Here is a 19,646-nt window from a genome sequence, read left to right as displayed (position 1 = left end):
AAAGCTCCCTGGATTCTCTAATGGTCTAGGGAGCTTTGCTGCTGGGCTTCAGTGCTGCTGGGCTTCAGTGCTACTGGGCTTCAGTTAAAAAATGCTGAATGTAATCCCAGACTTTAGGCAGCAGATCGGAGGACGCTGAATCAAACCAGGCGATCGCTGGGTCAGCCCGGAACCAGGTGCGCTGCTGCTTCGCAAACTGGCGAGTATGCAGCACTGTCAAAGCTTTAGCCGTCTCTAAATCCACCTCACCTGCCAAATATTGCTGCATCTCCCGATACCCCAAGGTTTTCAGCAGTGGAAGATCCCCATATTTCTCTGACAGCGCTTCCACCTCTGTCACGAACCCAGCGGCTACCATGTCACTTGTCCGTTGGGCAATCCGTTGCTCTAATGCCTCTGGCTCAAAGCAATCCAGCCCAATTTGCAAAATAGGATAGCTAGGTGGCTCTTCGCCCTGTTGCCGAGAGATGGGTTGCCCTGTTACATAGAATACTTCTAGCGCCCGCAACGTTCGCACCTGGTCATTAGCATGAATTTTTAAGGCAGATGCCGGATCGACCTGGCAGAGGAAGTCGTAACACTGAGGCTGCCCCAAGGCTTGAAGCTGCGATCGCAATTCCGCATGAGGCGGTACTTGCGGAATCTTTAGCCCTTTGACGATCGAGCGAATGTACAAGCCTGTGCCGCCCACTAATAGAGCAGGCGATTCGATGGAGGCGATCGCCGATCGTGCCTGCCGTTGATATTCTGCCAGGGTCAAAGTCTCTGTCGGTTCACAGATGTCAATTAAGTAGTGAGGGACTTGTTGTTGTTCGCTAGGAGATGGTTTAGCGGTGCCAATATTGAATTCTCGGTAGACCAGGCGTGAATCGGCGCTAACGATGGCGCTTCTGAGATGCTGGGCTAGGGCGATCGCTAAACCCGATTTTCCAGTTGCTGTTGGGCCACAGATGACAATCAAGGGTGAAGAAAATAGTACTTCAGTACTCAAAAGCTGCTCCCCCCGCTAAAATTGATGTAGCAAATTCTGTTTTCTTCATTAGAATTCAGTAGGCAAGAATTAAGAATGCTCTGGAAACACTCCAGATCCATCCAGGTTTCAAACTTTATCTCAAACGGTCTTAAAATCCCCTCAAACCCTTTTGTGTTATAATTTTGGTATATTTTGATGTTTTGAAGTCTAACGGGGCTTCAAACGAGCTAGAGGAGCGCTTCATCCTATGACGACGACAGATTATGGTGCTGATCAGATTCAAGTTTTAGAAGGGCTTGAGCATGTTCGCAAGCGTCCGGGCATGTACATTGGCAGCACTGGCCCACGAGGGTTGCACCATCTAGTGTACGAGGTTGTAGACAACTCCGTTGATGAGGCGCTTGCCGGGCATTGTAAGGAAATTCTGGTGACTTTGAACGCTGACGGTTCCGTCACGGTAGTTGATGATGGACGCGGTATTCCTATCGATACTCACACCAAAACTGGCAAATCTGCCCTAGAAACAGTTATGACTGTGTTAGGTGCAGGCGGTAAATTTGGCGGCGGCGGCTACAAGGTTTCGGGTGGACTGCACGGAGTCGGTGTTTCTGTCGTTAATGCTTTATCTGAGCATGTAGAAGTTAAAGTCTGGCGTGACCACAAGCTGCATACCCAGCGATATCATCGCGGTGCTCCTACGGGCGAACTTCAGGTCGAATCGATTGGGGGCGATCGTACAGGTACTTCGGTCACCTTCCTGCCCGACACGACTATTTTTACCACAGGTATTGCCTTTGACTACACCACGATAGCGGGTCGTCTCCGGGAATTGGCATACCTCAATGGCGGTGTCAAAACCATCTTCACCGACAACCGCATTGAGGATTTGCCTAACCATCAGCCCCATGTCGAAACCTATTACTACGAAGGTGGCATTCGGGAATACATCGCCTACATGAACAAGGACAAGCAAGCCTTGCATGACGAGGTGATTTATGTGCAAGGTGAGCGGAACAATGTCCAAATTGAAGTGGCGCTGCAATGGTGTGAAGATGCTTACACCGACACGCTGCTGGGCTTTGCGAACAATATTCGTACCATTGATGGCGGGACTCACCTGGAAGGCTTGAAGGCAGTCCTGACGCGGACGATGAACTCGATCGCCCGCAAACGCAACAAAATCAAAGAAGGTGAATCTAACCTGGCGGGTGAGAACGTCCGGGAAGGTCTAACAGGCGTTATTTCGGTTAAAGTTCCTGATCCTGAATTTGAAGGACAAACCAAAACCAAGCTGGGCAACACCGAAGTCCGAGGCATTGTCGATTCTTTGGTGGGTGAAGTCCTCAGTGAATACCTGGAGTTTCGCCCAGGCGTTGCTGATTCAATTCTTGATAAAGCCATTCAAGCGTTTAACGCGGCTGAGGCGGCACGTCGTGCTCGTGAACTAGTGCGGCGGAAGTCGGTGCTTGAGTCTTCAACGCTGCCGGGTAAGCTAGCAGACTGTAGCTCACGTGATCCTTCAGAGTCGGAAATCTTTATTGTGGAAGGAGACTCGGCAGGAGGATCGGCAAAACAAGGGCGCGATCGTCGGTTCCAAGCAATCCTGCCGTTGCGGGGAAAAATCCTCAACATCGAAAAAACCGATGATGCCAAGATCTACAAAAACACCGAAATTCAAGCGCTGATTACGGCTCTAGGGCTAGGCATTAAAGGCGAAGAGTTTGATGCTACTCAACTCCGCTATCACCGGATCTGTCTGATGACCGACGCTGACGTAGATGGTTCGCACATTCGCACCCTGCTGCTGACGTTTTTCTACCGCTATCGACGAGCAATGGTGGAGCAAGGCTATATTTATATCGCTTGCCCTCCTCTTTATAAAGTAGAGCGCGGACGCAACCATTACTACTGTTATAGTGAGCGCGAACGCGACCAGATCATTGCTGGATTTCCTGAAAATGCCAAGTACGAAATCCAGCGGTTCAAAGGTTTGGGCGAAATGATGCCGCAGCAGTTGTGGGATACCACCATGAACCCCGAAAGCCGGACACTGAAGCGGATTGAAATTGAAGATGCTGCCGAAGCCGATCGCATCTTTACCGTGCTGATGGGCGATCGGGTGGCACCTCGCCGCGAGTTTATCGAAACCTATGGTCCTAGACTCAACCTCATGGATCTAGATATCTAACATGGATACTCAGCCCGCCTTACTTGAATTAGAAGATGAGGCGGTAGAGGAGATTCTGAGTTTAGAATATGGAGCGATCGGCGAAGATGTGGTCAAAGGGTTTTGGATTAAGGTCAGTCGGCTGTTTGAGTTTCCAAATTTGCCTCAAGCTTAGAGGAATTTATCAAAGCAGAATGGTTATAAATTGATGATCCCCAACTTTTTCGAGAAACTGGGGATTTTCTCTTAAGAAGTTGTCTGTGAACAGTTCTTTCCCCTCACCTACTCCACACTGTGCTAGAACAGGGCTTGGGTGAAGTTTGTCTTAACCTATCGTTACAAACCTGGATGTCATTACTTTAAAGAGAACTTCATCTTGGTTTAAGAATTTTATAGAGCTTAGGTATGCCACAATAAAAGCGGTTTTGCCAGCTCGATAGAGCGCTGTGGAGTGGGCGTGACTTATGGAATTTATTTATCAACTTGCCTGGATTATCCCGGTTCTGCCTCTGGCAGGAGCGACTTTGTTAGGCTTAGGTTTAGTTTCTTACGGTAAAACGGTCAATAAACTCCGGAGCTTAAGTTCAGGGTTTATTGTGTCTCTTTGTGGAACGGCAATGGTGCTGTCTTTTGCCCTGCTGTCGAGTCAGCTTCAAGGACATGCGCCCTACACGCATTTAATTGACTGGGCAGCAGCAGGAGATTTTCACCTGAAGATGGGCTATACGGTCGATCACCTGACAGCAATGATGCTAGTGATTGTCACGACTGTAGCGTTCTTTGTGATGATTTACACGGATGGCTATATGGCACATGATCCGGGCTATGTCCGGTTTTATGCCTACCTCAGCCTGTTTACTTCTTCGATGCTGGGTTTAGTTCTTAGTCCTAACCTTTTGCAGGTTTACATTTTTTGGGAACTGGTAGGCATGTGTTCCTACCTGCTTATTGGCTTTTGGTACGATCGCAAAGCTGCGGCAGATGCTTGTCAAAAAGCGTTTGTTGTTAACCGCGTTGGTGACTTTGGGCTGCTTTTAGGAATATTGGCACTGTTCTGGTCTACGGGCAGCTTTGAATTTGATGTCATGGGCGATCGTCTGCAGTCACTTGTTGAGTCAGGCGCTCTCAGCGCAGGTCTAGCCTCGTTCTTTGCCATCCTGGTTTTCCTAGGCCCTGTAGCAAAGTCTGCTCAGTTTCCTCTTCACGTCTGGCTGCCCGATGCCATGGAAGGCCCCACCCCAATTTCGGCGCTCATTCACGCAGCGACCATGGTAGCGGCTGGTGTCTTTCTCGTGGCGCGGATGTACCCCGTCTTTGAAAATTTGCCTGCAACCATGAGCGTGATTGCCTGGACAGGCGCTGTCACAGCATTTATCGGCGCTACCATTGCCATCACCCAGAACGACATTAAAAAGGGGCTGGCATATTCCACTATGTCGCAATTAGGCTACATGGTCATGGCTATGGGCGTTGGCGCTTATGGAGCAGGACTTTTCCACTTGATGACTCACGCCTACTTTAAGGCAATGCTGTTTCTGGGTTCAGGCTCGGTCATTCATGGCATGGAATCAGTAGTAGGTCATGACCCGGCATTGGCTCAAGATATGCGGCTAATGGGTGGCTTACGGAAGTATATGCCCATTACTTCCATCACATTTTTCATTGGTACTTTAGCAATTTCCGGGATTCCTCCCTTTGCCGGTTTTTGGTCAAAGGACGAGATTTTGGGCGCAACCTATGCTGCCAATCCAATGCTATGGGGCATCGGCTTCCTAACGGCTGGAATTACTGCTTTCTATATGTTTCGAATGTATTTCAGCACTTTTGAAGGCGACTTCCGAGGTAATAATGAAGACATTAAGCGACAGCTTAAGGTTGCTCAACTGCAAAAAATGGGGATGTCCTTAGGTCCGGGTGCCATGAATCCTCAAGAACTAACCTTGGACTCTGAGGCACATGGGGAGCATGACGATCATGGCGAACATCATCAGGGTTCTCCTCATGAATCTCCTCTCTCAATGACCCTGCCCTTAATTGCCTTAGCCATTCCCTCAATAGTTATTGGTCTTGTCGGCACGCCCTTTGCCAACTACTTTGAAGCCTTTATTCATCCGGCAAGCGAAGTGATTACCGAGGTGCCCCATGAGGTGGACTGGGCAGAGTTTCTGCCGATGGCAGGTAGCTCCGTTGGGATTGCGTTGATTGGGATTACGTTAAGTTCGCTCTTTTACTTGACTCGGAAGATTGATGCCGGGGTATTTGTGAGCCAAATAAAACCCCTCTATCAGTTCTCACTTAATAAGTGGTACTTTGACGAACTCTATGACACCCTGTTTGTTCAACCGAGCCGTCGCCTAGCTCGTCAGGTCTTAGAAGTAGATATTCGCATTGTCGATGGGGTAGTCAACCTCGCGGGTTTCGTCACCCTTGTCACTGGTGAATCCCTAAAGTATCTAGAGAGTGGACGGGTACAGTTCTACGCCTTGATTGTATTTGGGGCAGTGCTAGGGTTAGTCCTCGTCTCTGGTATTACCTAATGGCTGCAATGACAAACTACTGAGACAAAATCGCCATGAATACTGCTACTTTTCCTTGGCTAACCACCCTAATTCTCTTCCCTATTATTGCAGCGTTGTTCATTCCACTAATTCCAGATAAGGATGGTAAAACGGTTCGCTGGTATGCCTTGATAGTGGGGTTAATTAACTTCGCTCTCATGGTCTACGCTTTCTACACCCAGTACGATTTTTCTAGCTCTGAGATGCAGTTGGTAGAAAGTTATTCCTGGGTGTCTTCTCTCGATCTGCGTTGGTCGGTCGGGGCAGATGGCATCTCCATGCCGCTCATTTTACTGACAGGCTTCATTTCGACCCTGGCTATCTTGGCATCTTGGCCTGTTACGCTCAAGCCGAAGTTCTTTTACTTCTTGATGCTAGCGATGTATGGCGGTCAGATTGGAGTCTTTGCGGTTCAAGATATGCTGCTGTTCTTCTTCATGTGGGAGTTAGAACTGATCCCGGTTTATCTGCTCCTGTCAATTTGGGGTGGTAAGAAGCGGTTGTATGCAGCGACCAAATTTATTTTGTACACGGCAGGGGGATCACTGTTTATTTTGGTAGCGGCACTGGCGATGGCATTTTATGGTGATACCGTCACCTTTGATATGCGATCGCTTATGCAAAAGGATTTTCCGTTGCAGTTCCAGCTTTTCGCCTACGCTGGATTTCTCATTGCCTACGCGGTCAAGCTCCCTATATTCCCCCTTCACACCTGGCTCCCCGATGCTCACGGCGAGGCAACTGCCCCAGTTCACATGCTCTTAGCAGGTATTTTGCTGAAGATGGGCGGGTATGCCCTGATTCGGATGAACGTGGAGATGTTACCAGAGGCGCACGTTTACTTTGCCCCTGTGCTGATCATTTTAGGAATCGTCAACATTATCTATGCAGCGTTAACTTCCTTTGCCCAGCGCAACCTCAAACGTAAAATTGCCTATTCTTCTATCTCCCACATGGGATTCGTGCTGATTGGTATCTCGTCCTTTACTGACCTGGGCTTAAGCGGTGCGGTGCTGCAAATGGTTTCCCACGGCTTGATTGGCGCTAGTCTTTTCTTCTTAGTCGGGGCAACTTACGATCGCACCCATACTCTCATCTTGGATGAAATGGGTGGAGTGGGGCAAAAAATGCCTCGCATCTTTGCCATGTTTACCGCTTGTTCGATGGCATCTTTGGCAATGCCTGGAATGAGCGGCTTTGTGGCAGAACTCATGGTGTTTGTAGGTTTCTCTACTAGCTCTGCCTACGACCTGACCTTCAAGGTTATTGTGGTGCTTTTGGCGGCGGTTGGGGTCATTCTAACTCCTATCTATCTACTCTCTATGCTGCGGGAGATTTTCTATGGCCCTGAAAATAAAGAACTCACGTCTCATGAAGCGCTAATTGACGCTGAGCCTCGTGAGGTTTTTATCATTGCCTGTCTCTTGATCCCCATCATTGGGATTGGCTTTTATCCTAAGCTGTTGACTCAGATTTACGACGTTAAGACTCAAGCCATTACGGCTCAGTTACAGCGATCGTTGACCACGGTGGCAGAATGGCAAGAGCAATCAAAGTCAATTGCTGTTCTCCAAGCCCCAGCACTTGACTAGGAAAGGAAGTCTTTTTAACTCGTAAGGTAGGAAAGGCGGCTCTAGAGCCGCCTTTCCTACCTTACCTAATTCCCTTTTTCCTTAAACAGCAAACTTAAGAAAATATTAACCCCAAGACACCTATGAGTTAAAAGGTAGCTAGTAGCCCCTGCCGTACCACCTACTAACGAACAAGAGGCTTAAACTCCTTGCCTATCATCTTAAACGTGATAATGATGGCTGTACTTACGCCGCAGTCTACTAGTTAGAAGTTAGTTAGAAGGTTGACTGCCGCCCCCAACCTCCTGTACCAAGCTACTAGCTGAACCTTGGGGTCAGCTCATGGCAAAAGAGGTTTGCAAAGCCTTAACGGCTTCCTTGTACTGCGGGTCAGCTTGAGTTGCCACTAGCGCCTGGTTCACTGAGAAAGCCATTTGCTGCTGTTCGGTCAGGTCTATTCTAATATTGGGCGTAATACCTTTTTGACTAATGTCTGTCCCAGCAGGGGTATAGTAATGTGCCACTGTAACCGCTAGACCAGAGCCATCGCTAAGCCCATGAACCGATTGCACCAACGCCTTACCAAAAGTTTGGCTCCCCACAATCGTCGCTCGGCGGTTATCGAGTAAAGCGCCTGTCAAAATTTCACTGGAGCTTGCAGAATTGCCATTGACCAAAACTGTTAGCGGAAGCTTGGTTAGAGAGGTTTGGTTGGCAGACATTTCAGTACTCTCACCCACCCGATTCACTTGCCTAACGATAGAACCACTGTCAATCCACATCCGGGAAATTTCAACGGCAGCTTGTAATAAACCCCCTGGATTATTTCGTAAATCTAGGACAAAGCCTTGCACTTGTTGCTCGGTCAGCTTCTTGATAGCTCGCTGCATTTGTTCGGGCGCATGGCTGCTGAACTCGGTGAGGCGAATGTAGCCAATCTTAGCATTACCCTCTTGTTTCACCGACGACATGACATTAGGCACCTCAATTCGCGCCCGAGTCAGAAGCGTGTCCCTAGCAGGGGTCGCGCCTCGTTCAATTCGCAGAGTAACCGGACTGCCTACTTCGCCCTGAATAAGCTGAGAGGCATCTTCAACGGTCATGCCTGCTGTAGGCTTGCTATCAATCGCCACAATGCGATCGCCTGCCAAAATTCCTGCGGCACTTGCTGGAGAATTTTCAATGGGTTCAACAACAGTCAAAACTTTGGTCGTGACATCAACCTGTAGCCGAATCCCAACGCCTGATAGTTCGCCCGATGTTTGATTGGTCAAAGATTGATACTGCTGAGGATCCATGAAACGCGTATAGGGATCGTCCAGCTTCTGAATCTGTTCTTTGAGGGCAGCGTAAGCCTCACGAGTAGAGGAGTATTCCTGGCTCAGAAGAACTTGACGAGAGGCTAACCAGTTGACCTTGTTGAAAGTGGTATCGACGTATTCTCTGTTGATGATTTGCCATGCTTCATCCAAAACTGCCTTCGGGCTATCTTGAAAAGTGGGTTGAGCAGCGGGGCTTGAAGGAGATGTGAGCAGAGAAATTGCAGTGGTTGTGGCGATCGCCCCACCATACAACGCTGCTTGCATCAGGCGGGAAAAGCGATGGGCTTGATTCATAAAGATCAACCTGGCAGTAAGAGTTAGGGAGTCAAAAGTTCTGGGCAGTAATTCAATATGTCTACAGCAGACTCAACGGTAATTCCAGAATACTCAATCTTTGATAATGTTGCCGTCTAGACCGAGTAACAATTAATTTTTACTTAATCTTTTGGCGTTGTCATCAGCAGTAAAAAACAATTGAGAAGAGGTTTGAAAGGAGATACGGTAGTTATTTCGTCACTTCAGTGATTTAGAAGCTACTGCAACCGAAGCCGGAACTTCTAAGATTGCATAGGATGATTTCAGTAATTCTGAAGCGTATTCCAATGTCTTTTAAGCGCCCTTTAAAAATCCCTTTAAAGATTAGATTGCTCTTCCTTAAAACCCACAACCATTTGCAAAATGAAAGACTGCCCATTCCCTTGATGATATTTGTCTGCCCAGCCACGAATGACTTCATCAAGCTCTTCTAAAGCTTGAGGAATTTGCTCTACAGGGATGTCTAATTCTTCCAGAACCCGCATTGCTCCCTGTTCTCGGTCTGCCCAGTCTTTCATCATGCGGAAGAAGCGTGCAGTGTCTTCCACCATAATAAAAGTGCGTTCCTGCTCATCAACAGGAGAGTAGTAGGCGCGGGTTAGGGCATAAAAAGGCATCCCAAAGGGCGAGTCTATGCGGGTAACTGTGCCGGAATAGGTCACCCGTCGCTTAATATGCTCTGCTAGTGCCTCACTCATGGGCATTTGCTGTTCTAGAGGAAGTTCTTCTTGGGAGCGCTCGTGGAGAAACTCAATAATGTCCATAAACTGAAACGAGTTCACGAGCCGCGCATCAGGCAAGTTAGAAGGCAACTTTTCTTCAATTTGCCGCTTTTCTTCCAGGGTAAGGCTTGTTCCAGAAATCCGTGACTGACCCGGCTGCCAAGGAAATTGTTCTAACCAAACGTAGGGCAGTTGAATTAAATAACGAGGTTCTTGAGAACCTAGCATTTTCAGGAGTTTGCCCTCTGTCAATGCTTGCCGCACCTCTTCAACAATGACCTTAACCCGCTTGGGTTCTATATGGTGTAAATGTCCGGTCATCCGGAGGTTTTGATCTTGCTCTAGATAGGTTGAGTAAATGGCGCATTTAGCAGCCGTTGCTGCTGCATCTAAAAAAGCACCATGCCGATGCCCGCCTGTGCGCATGGCACTGTAAGCCAGATACAGCATAATCTGATCCATGGCGCTGGGACCGAGGCGTTTGATCAGATCTATGTCTTTAATCATGTTGGAGGCGATCGCAAAGAGTTATAGAAAAGCAGCGCATCAGATTTAGCTAATTTGCTCATTATGTCTGACTTAGAATCCCTGGTCACACGAAGCAGAGATTTAGAAGGCAGAAGTTGACCAATGCTTAGCTTTGATTGTACCAAAACTAAATACTAATCGCCTAATTAGTTCTAGGATAGAAACTGAACTAGCTTGTCCATATTACCCCTAGATCTACAAATTAGATCAGCTATATCACTCTTAAAAAATATTAGCAATGGATCAAAACTAATGAATGTAAACTGTGACGTAAGTCACTGACAGGTTTCTCTTGTCAGCAAACTTTTACGTTCCTGTTTAGTATTCCCTAAATAAATGATTACTGACTACTTTCTTGTGAGTTTAACTTGTGAATTTAAGAGACTCCAAAAAACTTTTCAACCTCTATTAGCTTGAGATTGAGCTATTCCTAATCATCTGATTTAGAGATAACTAAATTAACTCTTTAATAAGATGATTAAGTTAGCTAATAGCTCTATCGTAAATTCTTCCGCTGCCCCGATGAGAGAGAGAATGAGGCGATCGGGCTGAAGACAATTCTAGGGCTTGAGACGGGTTTGCGGCTTGTAACTTCACAGTATGGTCGGCAGTTTTTGCAACAGAAACTGAACCCCAGGAGAACAGCAAGCTCACTAAAGCAGCCGAAGTATAGGTCAGCATGGTAAGGCTCCATATTGTGCTTCTACTCCCTAATACGTTGCTTTTGTGAGTTCATCAGGATGATTTTTAGAAGAACACTAGATTAACTTAAGGCTGAAATTAAGAACGCTAACTTTAGAAGTTTTTACCCTATCTCCTCACCTAAGATCTCTGTATAAAACTCTTAAAAATAATTGAATTTTCAGTCATTTATTGAACTCTTGTGAATTTGTCAGGTAAATATACGGATGAAGACAGAGAAGAATTCTTTACCCGTACGTTGCTCCGATCGCCTCCTTGACTTAAGCCGAGTTTGGCTCTGAGATGACTTACCCTAATCAGTTCTATGAATTTCCGCAAACGGTTTAGCAACTGTTGACGCAACGCACAGCACTCTGCTCATGACTTTACTTGGACAATCAAAAACGCTTTGAATGTTTGATTCGTTTCTGGCTGTGAAAAGCAATTAACTAATCTAAAAAGCGTTAGTTTAGCTGCTATAGAGTATTTGTAATTAATAGCTTTATAAATTGATAAAGATAGGATGAAATTACTGATACAAATCCTGTCCTAACTCAATTTGAAACTATCTGTAGAATATTGGATGTTAAGCAGGGGTTAATTAGGTCAGAAACTTTCTAGCTATTCTTTGTAAGTGAGAGCGGCTGATGGAAGTGACTGGAATCAGCCGCTTTGCAATATGTCTTTAATTCCAATCCTGCCAATCTTCATTAAAGATTGATGTTTCGGGAAAAGCTGTTGGGTTTCCGGCGTTGTTGAGGCGTTGTTGAAACTGCTCAAGTAAGGGTTCTTTGCGAGGCAGGTCATCCACCCATTCGTAGGGAGCAGAGCCAGTATCGAGGGCAAAGTCTACAAGGGTTCCAGCGGCAGCGCCAGACGACCACTCAAAAGATTGGACGCGGTAGGCAGCGGCAGCAATTTGGCTGGTGGCAATACTTTTACCTGCCACAATAAGGTTATTGATGCGTTGGGGAATCATGGCACGCAGAGGCACCTGGAAGGGATAGGTTGTCCCTTGTCCTTGACGAATACCCGGATATTCAATGTTGCCAGGAGCCTCGGCGGGATAGGACTGCATACAAGGGTGGAAGTCGATGGGGTAGTGACCGATGCCTACTGAGTCAGGATAGATGCGGGAGCGGGTACGGAGGCGCACCGGATCAGGGAGATCATTGCTACGGATCCGTTGAATGGCTTCTAGTCCACTTAAGCCAATGCCGAGGGCACGGTAGGCGCGATCGCTCAGACCGTAACGGTAATAGTCGTCGGTAAAGTTGTTGCGGGTGACATCGACCTCTGAAATGGTGAAGCCGTTCTCATAACCCGGACTCGGACGACCAATAAGCCGCCGCACTTCACGCATGTAGGGATATTTAGACAATCCATGCATGGTGCCCATCGGAGAGTCTAACCCAGCGTTAAGGCGATGATTCGGACTGGGTTGTTTGATGCCTGCACCCAGTTGAGAGTCGGTAGTGCCTGCCACTAACCAATAGTAGAAACCCAATGATGATTCTTCTGCGCGTCGTAAACTTTCAACTCGTAAGCCGCCCCTCCATTGACCAGGGGCAAGCTGCCCTGTTTCCTGAAGTTGCTCAGGAGTCAGAATAAGGTTATCGGTGGCGGTGCCAGGGCGATAGTCGTTGCCCCAAGTCCAGTTCTGCATGGAAATATCGCCGGGTTGGGGAGCAATAAAACTAATGTTGCCGAATCCTGTATCAATAGTTGTTTGCCCTTTGGGTCGCCAAATCCGGCGGTAGGTGAAGAGCAAATCGACGTTGGCGAAGATAGGTTTTTCGTAACTATAGTAAGGCTCGTATTGGAAATAGAAGCTAGGTGCGGTTTGCGGCTGAGGTTCTGCCGTTTGCTCCATGGCGAAGGTGTAGGTGTAGCCCTGGGTACAGTAGGGCATAGGGGTTTCGCTGGCGGAGGAAGGTTCGAGGTAGGAGCGGGGATCAATGCCAACGCGGTAAGGAACGTTGGCAAGGGCAAGGAGTTCGCCCGTTTCGGTGGCATCCACAACATACCACTGGGTTTTACCTGCTCTATTTACAGCAGCTTGTTTGGGGAGGAACTGGATGACTTGTTTGGTGAAGCGGGAAGAATTTTCGTATTGGTAAGCATCTTCGAGGGTTTGGGAAAGGGGTTCGGTGTTGAGGGGCGGCGCACCGGGAGCGGGCTGGTGCTGAATGGCGATCGCCTTCTCAATTTGTCCCGCTGCTTCAGTAAGATCTTTGATCACGGTTGCAGGGTACCAATGCAAAGTGCCCTTTCCTTGCTTTGCTGCATCTTCCAGCATTTCTAAGAGAATGGTATGCCCGTCTCTAGGCAGGAAGCAAAAGGAGCTAACCCAACAATCACCAGGGTTAGGTCTGTTGTAAAACTCTTGAATGCGATCGCTAAATTCTAAATATCCTTTAGGAAAGAATTGCTTTTGTCGTTGAGTGGTGCGTTCATCTAGCGCCGAGGTGCCCTGAGAAGAGATTTGTCCTCCAACCCAATCGGTAATTTCGGTCATGCAAACCGTTCTGCCTCTCAATAAACTTTCGTAGGCGGTCGCAGTTCCGGCTAAACCACCTCCTACAATCAGAACTTCACATTCTACGGTTTGGTTAATCTTGGGCGGAGCCGCGAGGGTTGGGCTCGCCCAAACTAGCAATGGCGAGATGCATAGACTGGCAAAGAGAGACCGGGTCAACATGGGTTACTCAGAATAGGTTAATCAAAGATTATTCTCGAATTTGATTGAGGTAGAGGAAGGCTTCGACCTCCTTATCAGTGGGTTGTGGGGCGATCGCGCCTGCATTGGTCGTCACTATTGCGCCCACGGCATTGGCATAGTTGACCACTTGACAGGCGATCGCAGGATTACGCAAGGCAGGCGCACCGTAGTGGCATAACTGAGCCAAAAATCCTGCTACAAAGCCATCTCCGGCTCCAGTCGTGTCTTCTACCTCAACAGCGAAACCTGGCAATTTGCCCTCGTTCTCACTGAGGGAATAGGTACAACCTTCAGCACCGTGAGTAACCAGAACGCCTTCGAGATCGCTCAGAGAGGCGATCGCCCTTGGATGAGTGGTGCCAAATAGCCACTCTGCTTCTTCAACAGAGAGCTTGAGAAAATCGATTTGGGGCAAAACGGATTGAATCATAGGCTTGGCGGCATCTGGGTCAGCCCAAAACATGGGTCGCCAGTTTACATCCATAAGAACTTTGAGAGAATGGCGATCGGCAAGATTTAATGACGCTTGAATGGCTTGTCGAGTTTCCGGGTAGGCAAACCCAAGGGAGCCAATGACTAAGAATTCAGCCGATTCAAACAACTTAACGGGTAGGAATTGGGCTTGAAGGTGAGTATCGGCAAAGTTAGAGTTACCCATGAAGCCTGCAAATTGGCGATCGCCCGTTTCTGTCCGTAAAACCTGCACTTGGCGTGTTGTAGCTTTAAGGTAACGTTGAATGCCAGCCGTGTTGATGGAGAGCGATCGTAATTGCTCGACCAATTTTTCACCCCAATCGTCGCCACCAATACAGCCAATAAAGGCGGTTGGCACGCCCAGTTTAGCTAACCCGCAGGCAACATTAGCAGGTGCGCCACCCGGATACTTTGTCCAAGAAGTAACTGCATCGACTGAATTGGCAGGTTGATCTGCTAGACAATCCCAGAGGATTTCACCAATACAAATGACACGGGGATTGTGGATCATGGTTGTTCTGGGTTGGCAGACAGCCTAAGTGAGCGGACAGCCGAAACGTCTTCTAGGTTAGTTCATGATTCAGTCTATGGTTTGCAACTGGGCGACGATGCGATCGCTAAACTCTGGATCAACGTTAGCCAGCGTGAGAAGCTGTAAATATTCTTGAAGGGTTAAGCCTTCCGTTTCAATTAAGCTCATGGCTCCGGCTTCAATTTCCTGCTTAATGCGTAACGAATCAGATTCAGTTTCGGCTCCTTGAAGTTCGCCTTCGCGCTGATCAATCAGTGCAACGACTTGCAAATAGGCTTGCACAAATTGGCTAATTTTTTCAGATGAGATAGCGTTGGCATTAACGCCTGACGGGGCAGACTGCTCAATGATGGCGGCTGGGGGTTCGGTAGAATCTGCCCAGCTTACTGGACTCAGCCATAGAAAAAGAAAGGAGATTAGCAGAGACAGGAGTAATTTTCTAAGACTTTTCAGGAGTTGCTCCATAGGATGTACCCAAAAATTCAACGAGAGGGCGAAATTTAGGAATTAGTTCAGCCCGACTGACGACGAGCGTGGGATAGGGGCGATCGCCATAATTTTGCCCCACCTGAAGCGGAAAAATTGGCTTTGGCTGAAGCGGCACCCAAGCCCCGCCTGCTGCCTGAACGATCGCCCAAACTGCGGCAATGTCCCAAATTTTGGGTGTGGCTTCAACGCCGCCTAACGTGACTCCGGCAGCAACAGTCAATAGATTGTAGCTTGCTACACCCAGCATCCGAATTTTGCAGGGGAATGGATGTTGCAAAACTTTGATGCTGCGGGCGCAGATATTGAAAAGCTGGTTGCCTGATGGATCATCAGGGCGAGTATGAATCGGGCGACCGTTGAGGAATGCTCCGTTAGTTCCTTCTAACCCCGAATCGCCTAGCCAAAATCCGTGGAACGATTGATGGATGGGAGGAAGGTGGACATAGCCAAAGACGGGGGTGCCCTGATACAGCAACCCTAAGGAAATGCCCCAGAGCGGTACGCCTCGGGTAAAGTTAGTGGTGCCATCAATCGGGTCAATGACCCAACACCAGTCTTGTGCTGGGAATTGGTGTTCGGCTTCTTCGCTCAGCACTCCGTGGGTGGGAAATGCTTGGGCGATCGCGGCTCTCAATTCTGCATCCGTCCATTGGTCAGAGCGGGTAACGAGGCTACCATCTGGTTTCTCGACAGCAGATACTTGCCCAAACTCTTGCATCAGATGTGTTCCAATAGGCAGAACGGCGGTTTCGCAGAAATTAAGGATGGATATCCAAAAGTCGGTCATGTTTTTTATGGCTCTTACTCATAACTCTTGCTCCATGACTTTGGCGATCGCTGCCTTTGCCTCGATCTGAAACTCTTGAACATTGACGCGGCTCAACAATCTAACGGCCAGCATCATCCCAAAAATAGGCATTGCAAACACTAGTCCATAAGCCAGAATTGGGGTACTCAAAAAGCTCCGTCCCAGGTCTAACAGTGCTCCGCCTGCAACGGTAGCGGTAGCTCGGGCTAAGGCTTGCGACAAACCCCACGCGCCGATAAAGGTTCCGGCAGTTTCAGCAGCGGTTAAATCTAGCATGAGGCTCAATGCTCCAGTCGTGGTAATGCCAGAGGCAAAGCCCAAGACTAGAACCGCCGTTCTAAGCATTGCAGGAGTGCGGGTTAAGCCTGCCAAAATAATTAAAATAAACGACGCGGCAACTAGAAAACAGCCTAGCTTTGTCGTGTTTTTTTTGCCTAAGCGAGGCACAATTAAGAACCCGGTAAAGCTTAAGCCAATCAGCGTACCGCTGCCCCAGAAAGCATTGAGTTTAGTGGTTTCAGCGATCGTCATGCCAAAAACCTCACCCCCATAAGGTTCTAAGATTGGCTCTTGAAAAAATAAGCAAATGGTCATAACTAACAAAAAGACGAAGAATAACCCGGTCTGACGGCTGGCAGTTAAGACCTTAAGGGCACGACCCAAAGTTATTTGATCTTCGCGATCGACTAAAGCAGAACGAGTTTGATATCGAGAATATTTTTTTTCAATCCCAAAAGTGGCAATGAGAGTTAAACCAAAAACTACGGCAGGAATAATCGTAAAAATCCGATTGATGGATGCCTGCACCACGTCTAGAGGCGTGTCTAAATCGATCGCTTTTAACAAGCCTCCAGTAATGATGGCACCGACAATAATGCCGACCATTAACATTGACCACACAATCCCAACCAGCTTGGGACGATTATCTTCGTCGGAAATATCGACTAACAAGGCTGCGAACGGCGTGGAACTAGAACTGAGTGCAATGCCGTACAGCGCAAATACAAAGGCTAAAAGTCCTATCCAACCATAGGTTGGGGCTGTCCAGCCGTAGGTTTCAACGCTGTTGCCTAGCTGCCAAACCACTTGAACTGCCAGGAAAGAGACGATCGTAAATAAGGCTGAACCTATCCAAACGTAGCCTGTGCGGTGATAACCCAAAATCGGCTTGGCATCTGACATTTGCCCAAACCAAACTCTGGCAGGCGCAACAATTTGGTGCATGGCGATCGCCCCGGCTACGATCGTGGCTGGAATTGCCAATTCCTTAATCATGACCCGGTTAAGTACGCCTAAGGTCAGGAGCGACATAATCCCTAATCCAGCTTGGAATAACCCCAGGCGGAACATGGTGAAGATTTTAAGATGAGGGAGCGATGCGGGAATGGATGGGGTGGAGTTGGGAAAGTGATCGGTCGCCATGGCATTTTTAAGGGGCTGGAATCTTTCTCTTACGATATCGTCTATTCGACCTTCCCTACATGACCTTCTCTACAGGCAGACGAGCCGCCGTTTCTAGCCGCCCAACTCCTGCGATCGCTCGTAAGCCGCTCGAACTGCCCCAATCAACGCTGATCGAAAACCGACCCTTTCTAAATGAGCAATGCCCGCGATCGTGGTGCCGCCCGGACTGGTCACCCGATCTTTTAACTCTGCCGGATGGATGCCTGTAGTCTGTAGTAATTCAGCCGTGCCAAGAACGGTTTGAATGGCAAGCTGAGTCGCGATCGCTCTGGGTAAACCCACGGCAACGCCACCATCAATGAGTGCCTCAATCATCACTGCCACATAGCCAGGGCCAGACCCAGAAAGCCCTGTAACTGCATCAATTAAAGGCTCAGCTACTTCCACAACCTCGCCCACGGCTTCAAAAAGCTGTCGAGCCAGGTGCAAATGCTGGGGTTGGGTATGACTGCCCGATGCGATCGCAGTCATCCCGGCTCCAACTATTGCAGGCGTGTTGGGCATTGCCCGCACAATGGGTTGTCCCGGAAATGCAGCCTCTAATCGATGAAGGGGCACACCTGCCAAAATTGAAACGACAAGTTGCTCCGATCGCCCCAATTCCAGAGGTGCTACAACTAAATCAAAAACCTGGGGCTTAATTGCCAATAGCAACACGTCTGCAAACGCTACTACTGTTTGATTATCAGCAGTCACATTAACCTGATATTTTGTCGCCAAAAAATCTTGCCGTGGGGCTTGAGGCTCACTGACATAGATGCGATCGGGTAAATAAAGATTTTGATCAATAAGGCGGGATAAGAGAGCTTCCCCCATTACCCCGCCACCAATAATTCCGAGTTTTGCCGACAACCTTAGTCTCCTAGACTCAGGATCTAAGCCTGAATTCATGCAACGGGAACACGAACTGAACTAAACCTTCAGGTAAAACACTAGCAAGGCGGTGAGAACACTAGGGCGAATCATGACAACCTGCGTTTAACAAACCTTGCCAGAATTTCAACTTGCCGACTAATCCACCCATTTCAACAAATCTTATCCCATGCGAGCCGTTCGCTCGGCAGTCCAAGCCGGAGCAGGGGGCGCAGGTCGAGCCGTCCGAGCCTGTTGTAGAACTACATCATTGGTCGCATTGCCAGTGCTAACTTGAACACAGTTAGGAGTAAACAAGAAAATGCTTTCGCCGATCCGCTCTTGATGACCATCGATCGCATAGGTGCCGCCTGCAACAAAATCAACTGCGCGCTGAGCTTGGTCAGGATCCATCACAGTCAAATTCAATACGACTGACTTGCGCTCACGTAAGGCACGAATCACTTGGGGCATTTCTTCAAAAGTGCGAGGTTCGACGACGACGACTTCAGTCATACCGTTGGCAGCACCGGGCATTCCAATTACATTATTCATTGTTGTAGACCCTACTCCAGATTCATTGGATAGCATTGACCGTTCGCGAGCCCGACGACGACGAGGCTCTTCTTCTTGAACCACAGGCTGAGGATGCTCTTCTTGGTAAAGATTGCGATACTCTTCGCCATCTACCTCTGCATATTCGTACTCATACTCCATCGGCTCATTCAGACCCACAAAATCTCTTAACTTAGAAAAAATTGTATTCACTGTTCACGCTCCAACGAAACTAAGGTTAACTTTTTACGCAGCAAAACTAAAAACTCAAGGAACAGTCCCTAACCGATCGATGACACACGCAGGTAAAGCTCAATTAAATCGAAATATCTAGCTAGATGCTTTGCCTCATAAACATTTAGGTAATGCCACCCAAACTACTCGGTATACTGCCCTGAAATCGCATCATTCTACATCAGATTCTTTCGATTTTGAGTAAATGATACATGCAATCTCTACAGAATCAATACCTTACTGGAAACAAGATTGTGTGTACTCCAGGAAATTACTGAACTAAATAATGTAGAAACATTTCCAAGAAAATTAAGAAAACCTAAACTTTTGCTTGGTAGGCAAACGGTTTGACTTTAAACGACCTAAATAGACTCGTTAAAGTAGCACCCAACACATCAACAACTCTTTAATCGATCGAGGACATTAAATCCTTAGATTGAGCGTTTGACTAGGAAGTAATTCTTAAGAATCCTCTAAGACATTGACGATAAATAGAAGCATTCATCTTTAGTTTTTTAATTTAAAGAGAACATTAGCTTGAGCAACCTCAGGATGCAAACCCTTATATCGCTTATGCCAACCTACTTCTACCCTGGAAGAAAACTGCAATCAGCTACCTGCCGCTTAAACGGCTCACTCTACGCATAGAGTATACGTTGGGGTTCCAACACTAAATACA

The 19,646-nt window shown here is 47.9% G+C and carries 15 protein-coding genes; 4 read left to right on the top strand and 11 right to left on the bottom strand.

What is annotated here, in order from left to right; genetic code table 11:
* Positions 1 to 70: 70 nt before the first annotated feature.
* Entirely contained in the window at positions 71 to 991 is a 921-nt protein-coding gene (miaA, locus tag KME11_18960; protein ID MBW4517293.1) for a tRNA (adenosine(37)-N6)-dimethylallyltransferase MiaA, read from the bottom strand.
* Between the two features lie 229 nt (positions 992 to 1,220).
* Here miaA and gyrB point away from each other — a divergent pair, with 229 nt between their 5' ends.
* The 4 genes from gyrB (at position 1,221) to KME11_18940 (ending at position 7,290) form a co-directional block, all read left to right on the top strand.
* On the top strand, positions 1,221 to 3,161 hold the full coding sequence (gyrB, locus tag KME11_18955) for a DNA topoisomerase (ATP-hydrolyzing) subunit B (GenBank protein ID MBW4517292.1): 1,941 nt from the start codon (positions 1,221 to 1,223) through the stop codon (positions 3,159 to 3,161).
* A gap of 1 nt (position 3,162) precedes the next feature.
* Positions 3,163 to 3,315, top strand: coding sequence for a hypothetical protein (locus KME11_18950; GenBank protein MBW4517291.1), 153 nt, complete (start codon positions 3,163 to 3,165; stop codon positions 3,313 to 3,315).
* 289 nt (positions 3,316 to 3,604) lie between these two features.
* Positions 3,605 to 5,677, top strand: a complete 2,073-nt coding sequence (locus KME11_18945; protein ID MBW4517290.1) for an NAD(P)H-quinone oxidoreductase subunit 5 — start codon at positions 3,605 to 3,607, stop codon at positions 5,675 to 5,677.
* Positions 5,678 to 5,712: 35 nt separating this feature from the next.
* Positions 5,713 to 7,290 carry an NAD(P)H-quinone oxidoreductase subunit 4 gene (locus KME11_18940; protein MBW4517289.1) on the top strand — a complete coding sequence of 526 codons (1,578 nt, stop codon included), beginning with the start codon at positions 5,713 to 5,715 and terminating at the stop codon, positions 7,288 to 7,290.
* Between the two features lie 314 nt (positions 7,291 to 7,604).
* Here the strand turns inward: KME11_18940 and KME11_18935 are convergent, their stop codons facing one another.
* The 10 genes from KME11_18935 to KME11_18890 all read right to left on the bottom strand — a co-directional run bounded on the left by KME11_18935 (position 7,605) and on the right by KME11_18890 (position 18,895).
* Positions 7,605 to 8,885, bottom strand: a complete 1,281-nt coding sequence (locus KME11_18935; GenBank protein MBW4517288.1) for a S41 family peptidase — start codon at positions 8,883 to 8,885, stop codon at positions 7,605 to 7,607.
* A 338-nt stretch (positions 8,886 to 9,223) separates the two neighbouring features.
* Positions 9,224 to 10,135, bottom strand: coding sequence for a heterocyst differentiation master regulator HetR (hetR, locus tag KME11_18930; protein MBW4517287.1), 912 nt, complete (start codon positions 10,133 to 10,135; stop codon positions 9,224 to 9,226).
* A gap of 504 nt (positions 10,136 to 10,639) precedes the next feature.
* Positions 10,640 to 10,837 carry a hypothetical protein gene (locus tag KME11_18925; GenBank protein MBW4517286.1) on the bottom strand — a complete coding sequence of 66 codons (198 nt, stop codon included), beginning with the start codon at positions 10,835 to 10,837 and terminating at the stop codon, positions 10,640 to 10,642.
* Positions 10,838 to 11,522: 685 nt separating this feature from the next.
* A complete protein-coding gene (locus KME11_18920) occupies positions 11,523 to 13,538 on the bottom strand; it encodes an FAD-dependent oxidoreductase (GenBank protein MBW4517285.1) in 2,016 nt (671 codons plus the stop codon).
* Positions 13,539 to 13,566: 28 nt separating this feature from the next.
* On the bottom strand, positions 13,567 to 14,541 hold the full coding sequence (locus KME11_18915; protein ID MBW4517284.1) for a carbohydrate kinase: 975 nt from the start codon (positions 14,539 to 14,541) through the stop codon (positions 13,567 to 13,569).
* 72 nt (positions 14,542 to 14,613) lie between these two features.
* Positions 14,614 to 15,030: a DUF4168 domain-containing protein gene (locus KME11_18910; protein MBW4517283.1), complete on the bottom strand. Its 417-nt coding sequence runs from the start codon at positions 15,028 to 15,030 to the stop codon at positions 14,614 to 14,616.
* Positions 15,005 to 15,841 (bottom strand): inositol monophosphatase family protein, encoded by an 837-nt coding sequence (locus KME11_18905; protein MBW4517282.1) that lies wholly within the window; start codon positions 15,839 to 15,841, stop codon positions 15,005 to 15,007. The genes KME11_18910 and KME11_18905 overlap by 26 nt, the downstream gene beginning before the upstream one ends.
* 18 nt (positions 15,842 to 15,859) lie before the next feature.
* Positions 15,860 to 17,284 (bottom strand): BCD family MFS transporter, encoded by a 1,425-nt coding sequence (locus KME11_18900; GenBank protein MBW4517281.1) that lies wholly within the window; start codon positions 17,282 to 17,284, stop codon positions 15,860 to 15,862.
* Positions 17,285 to 17,377: 93 nt separating this feature from the next.
* Positions 17,378 to 18,178, bottom strand: a complete 801-nt coding sequence (proC, locus tag KME11_18895; GenBank protein MBW4517280.1) for a pyrroline-5-carboxylate reductase — start codon at positions 18,176 to 18,178, stop codon at positions 17,378 to 17,380.
* Between the two features lie 183 nt (positions 18,179 to 18,361).
* Positions 18,362 to 18,895, bottom strand: a complete 534-nt coding sequence (locus tag KME11_18890; protein ID MBW4517279.1) for a cell division protein SepF — start codon at positions 18,893 to 18,895, stop codon at positions 18,362 to 18,364.
* Between the last annotated feature and the right edge of the window lie 751 nt (positions 18,896 to 19,646).

It is taken from the genome of Timaviella obliquedivisa GSE-PSE-MK23-08B, from assembly GCA_019358855.1.
Taxonomy (GTDB): domain Bacteria; phylum Cyanobacteriota; class Cyanobacteriia; order Elainellales; family Elainellaceae; genus Timaviella; species Timaviella obliquedivisa.
The sequence above is the reverse complement of the archived record's forward strand: the minus strand, read 5'-3'. Positions and strand labels throughout refer to the sequence as shown.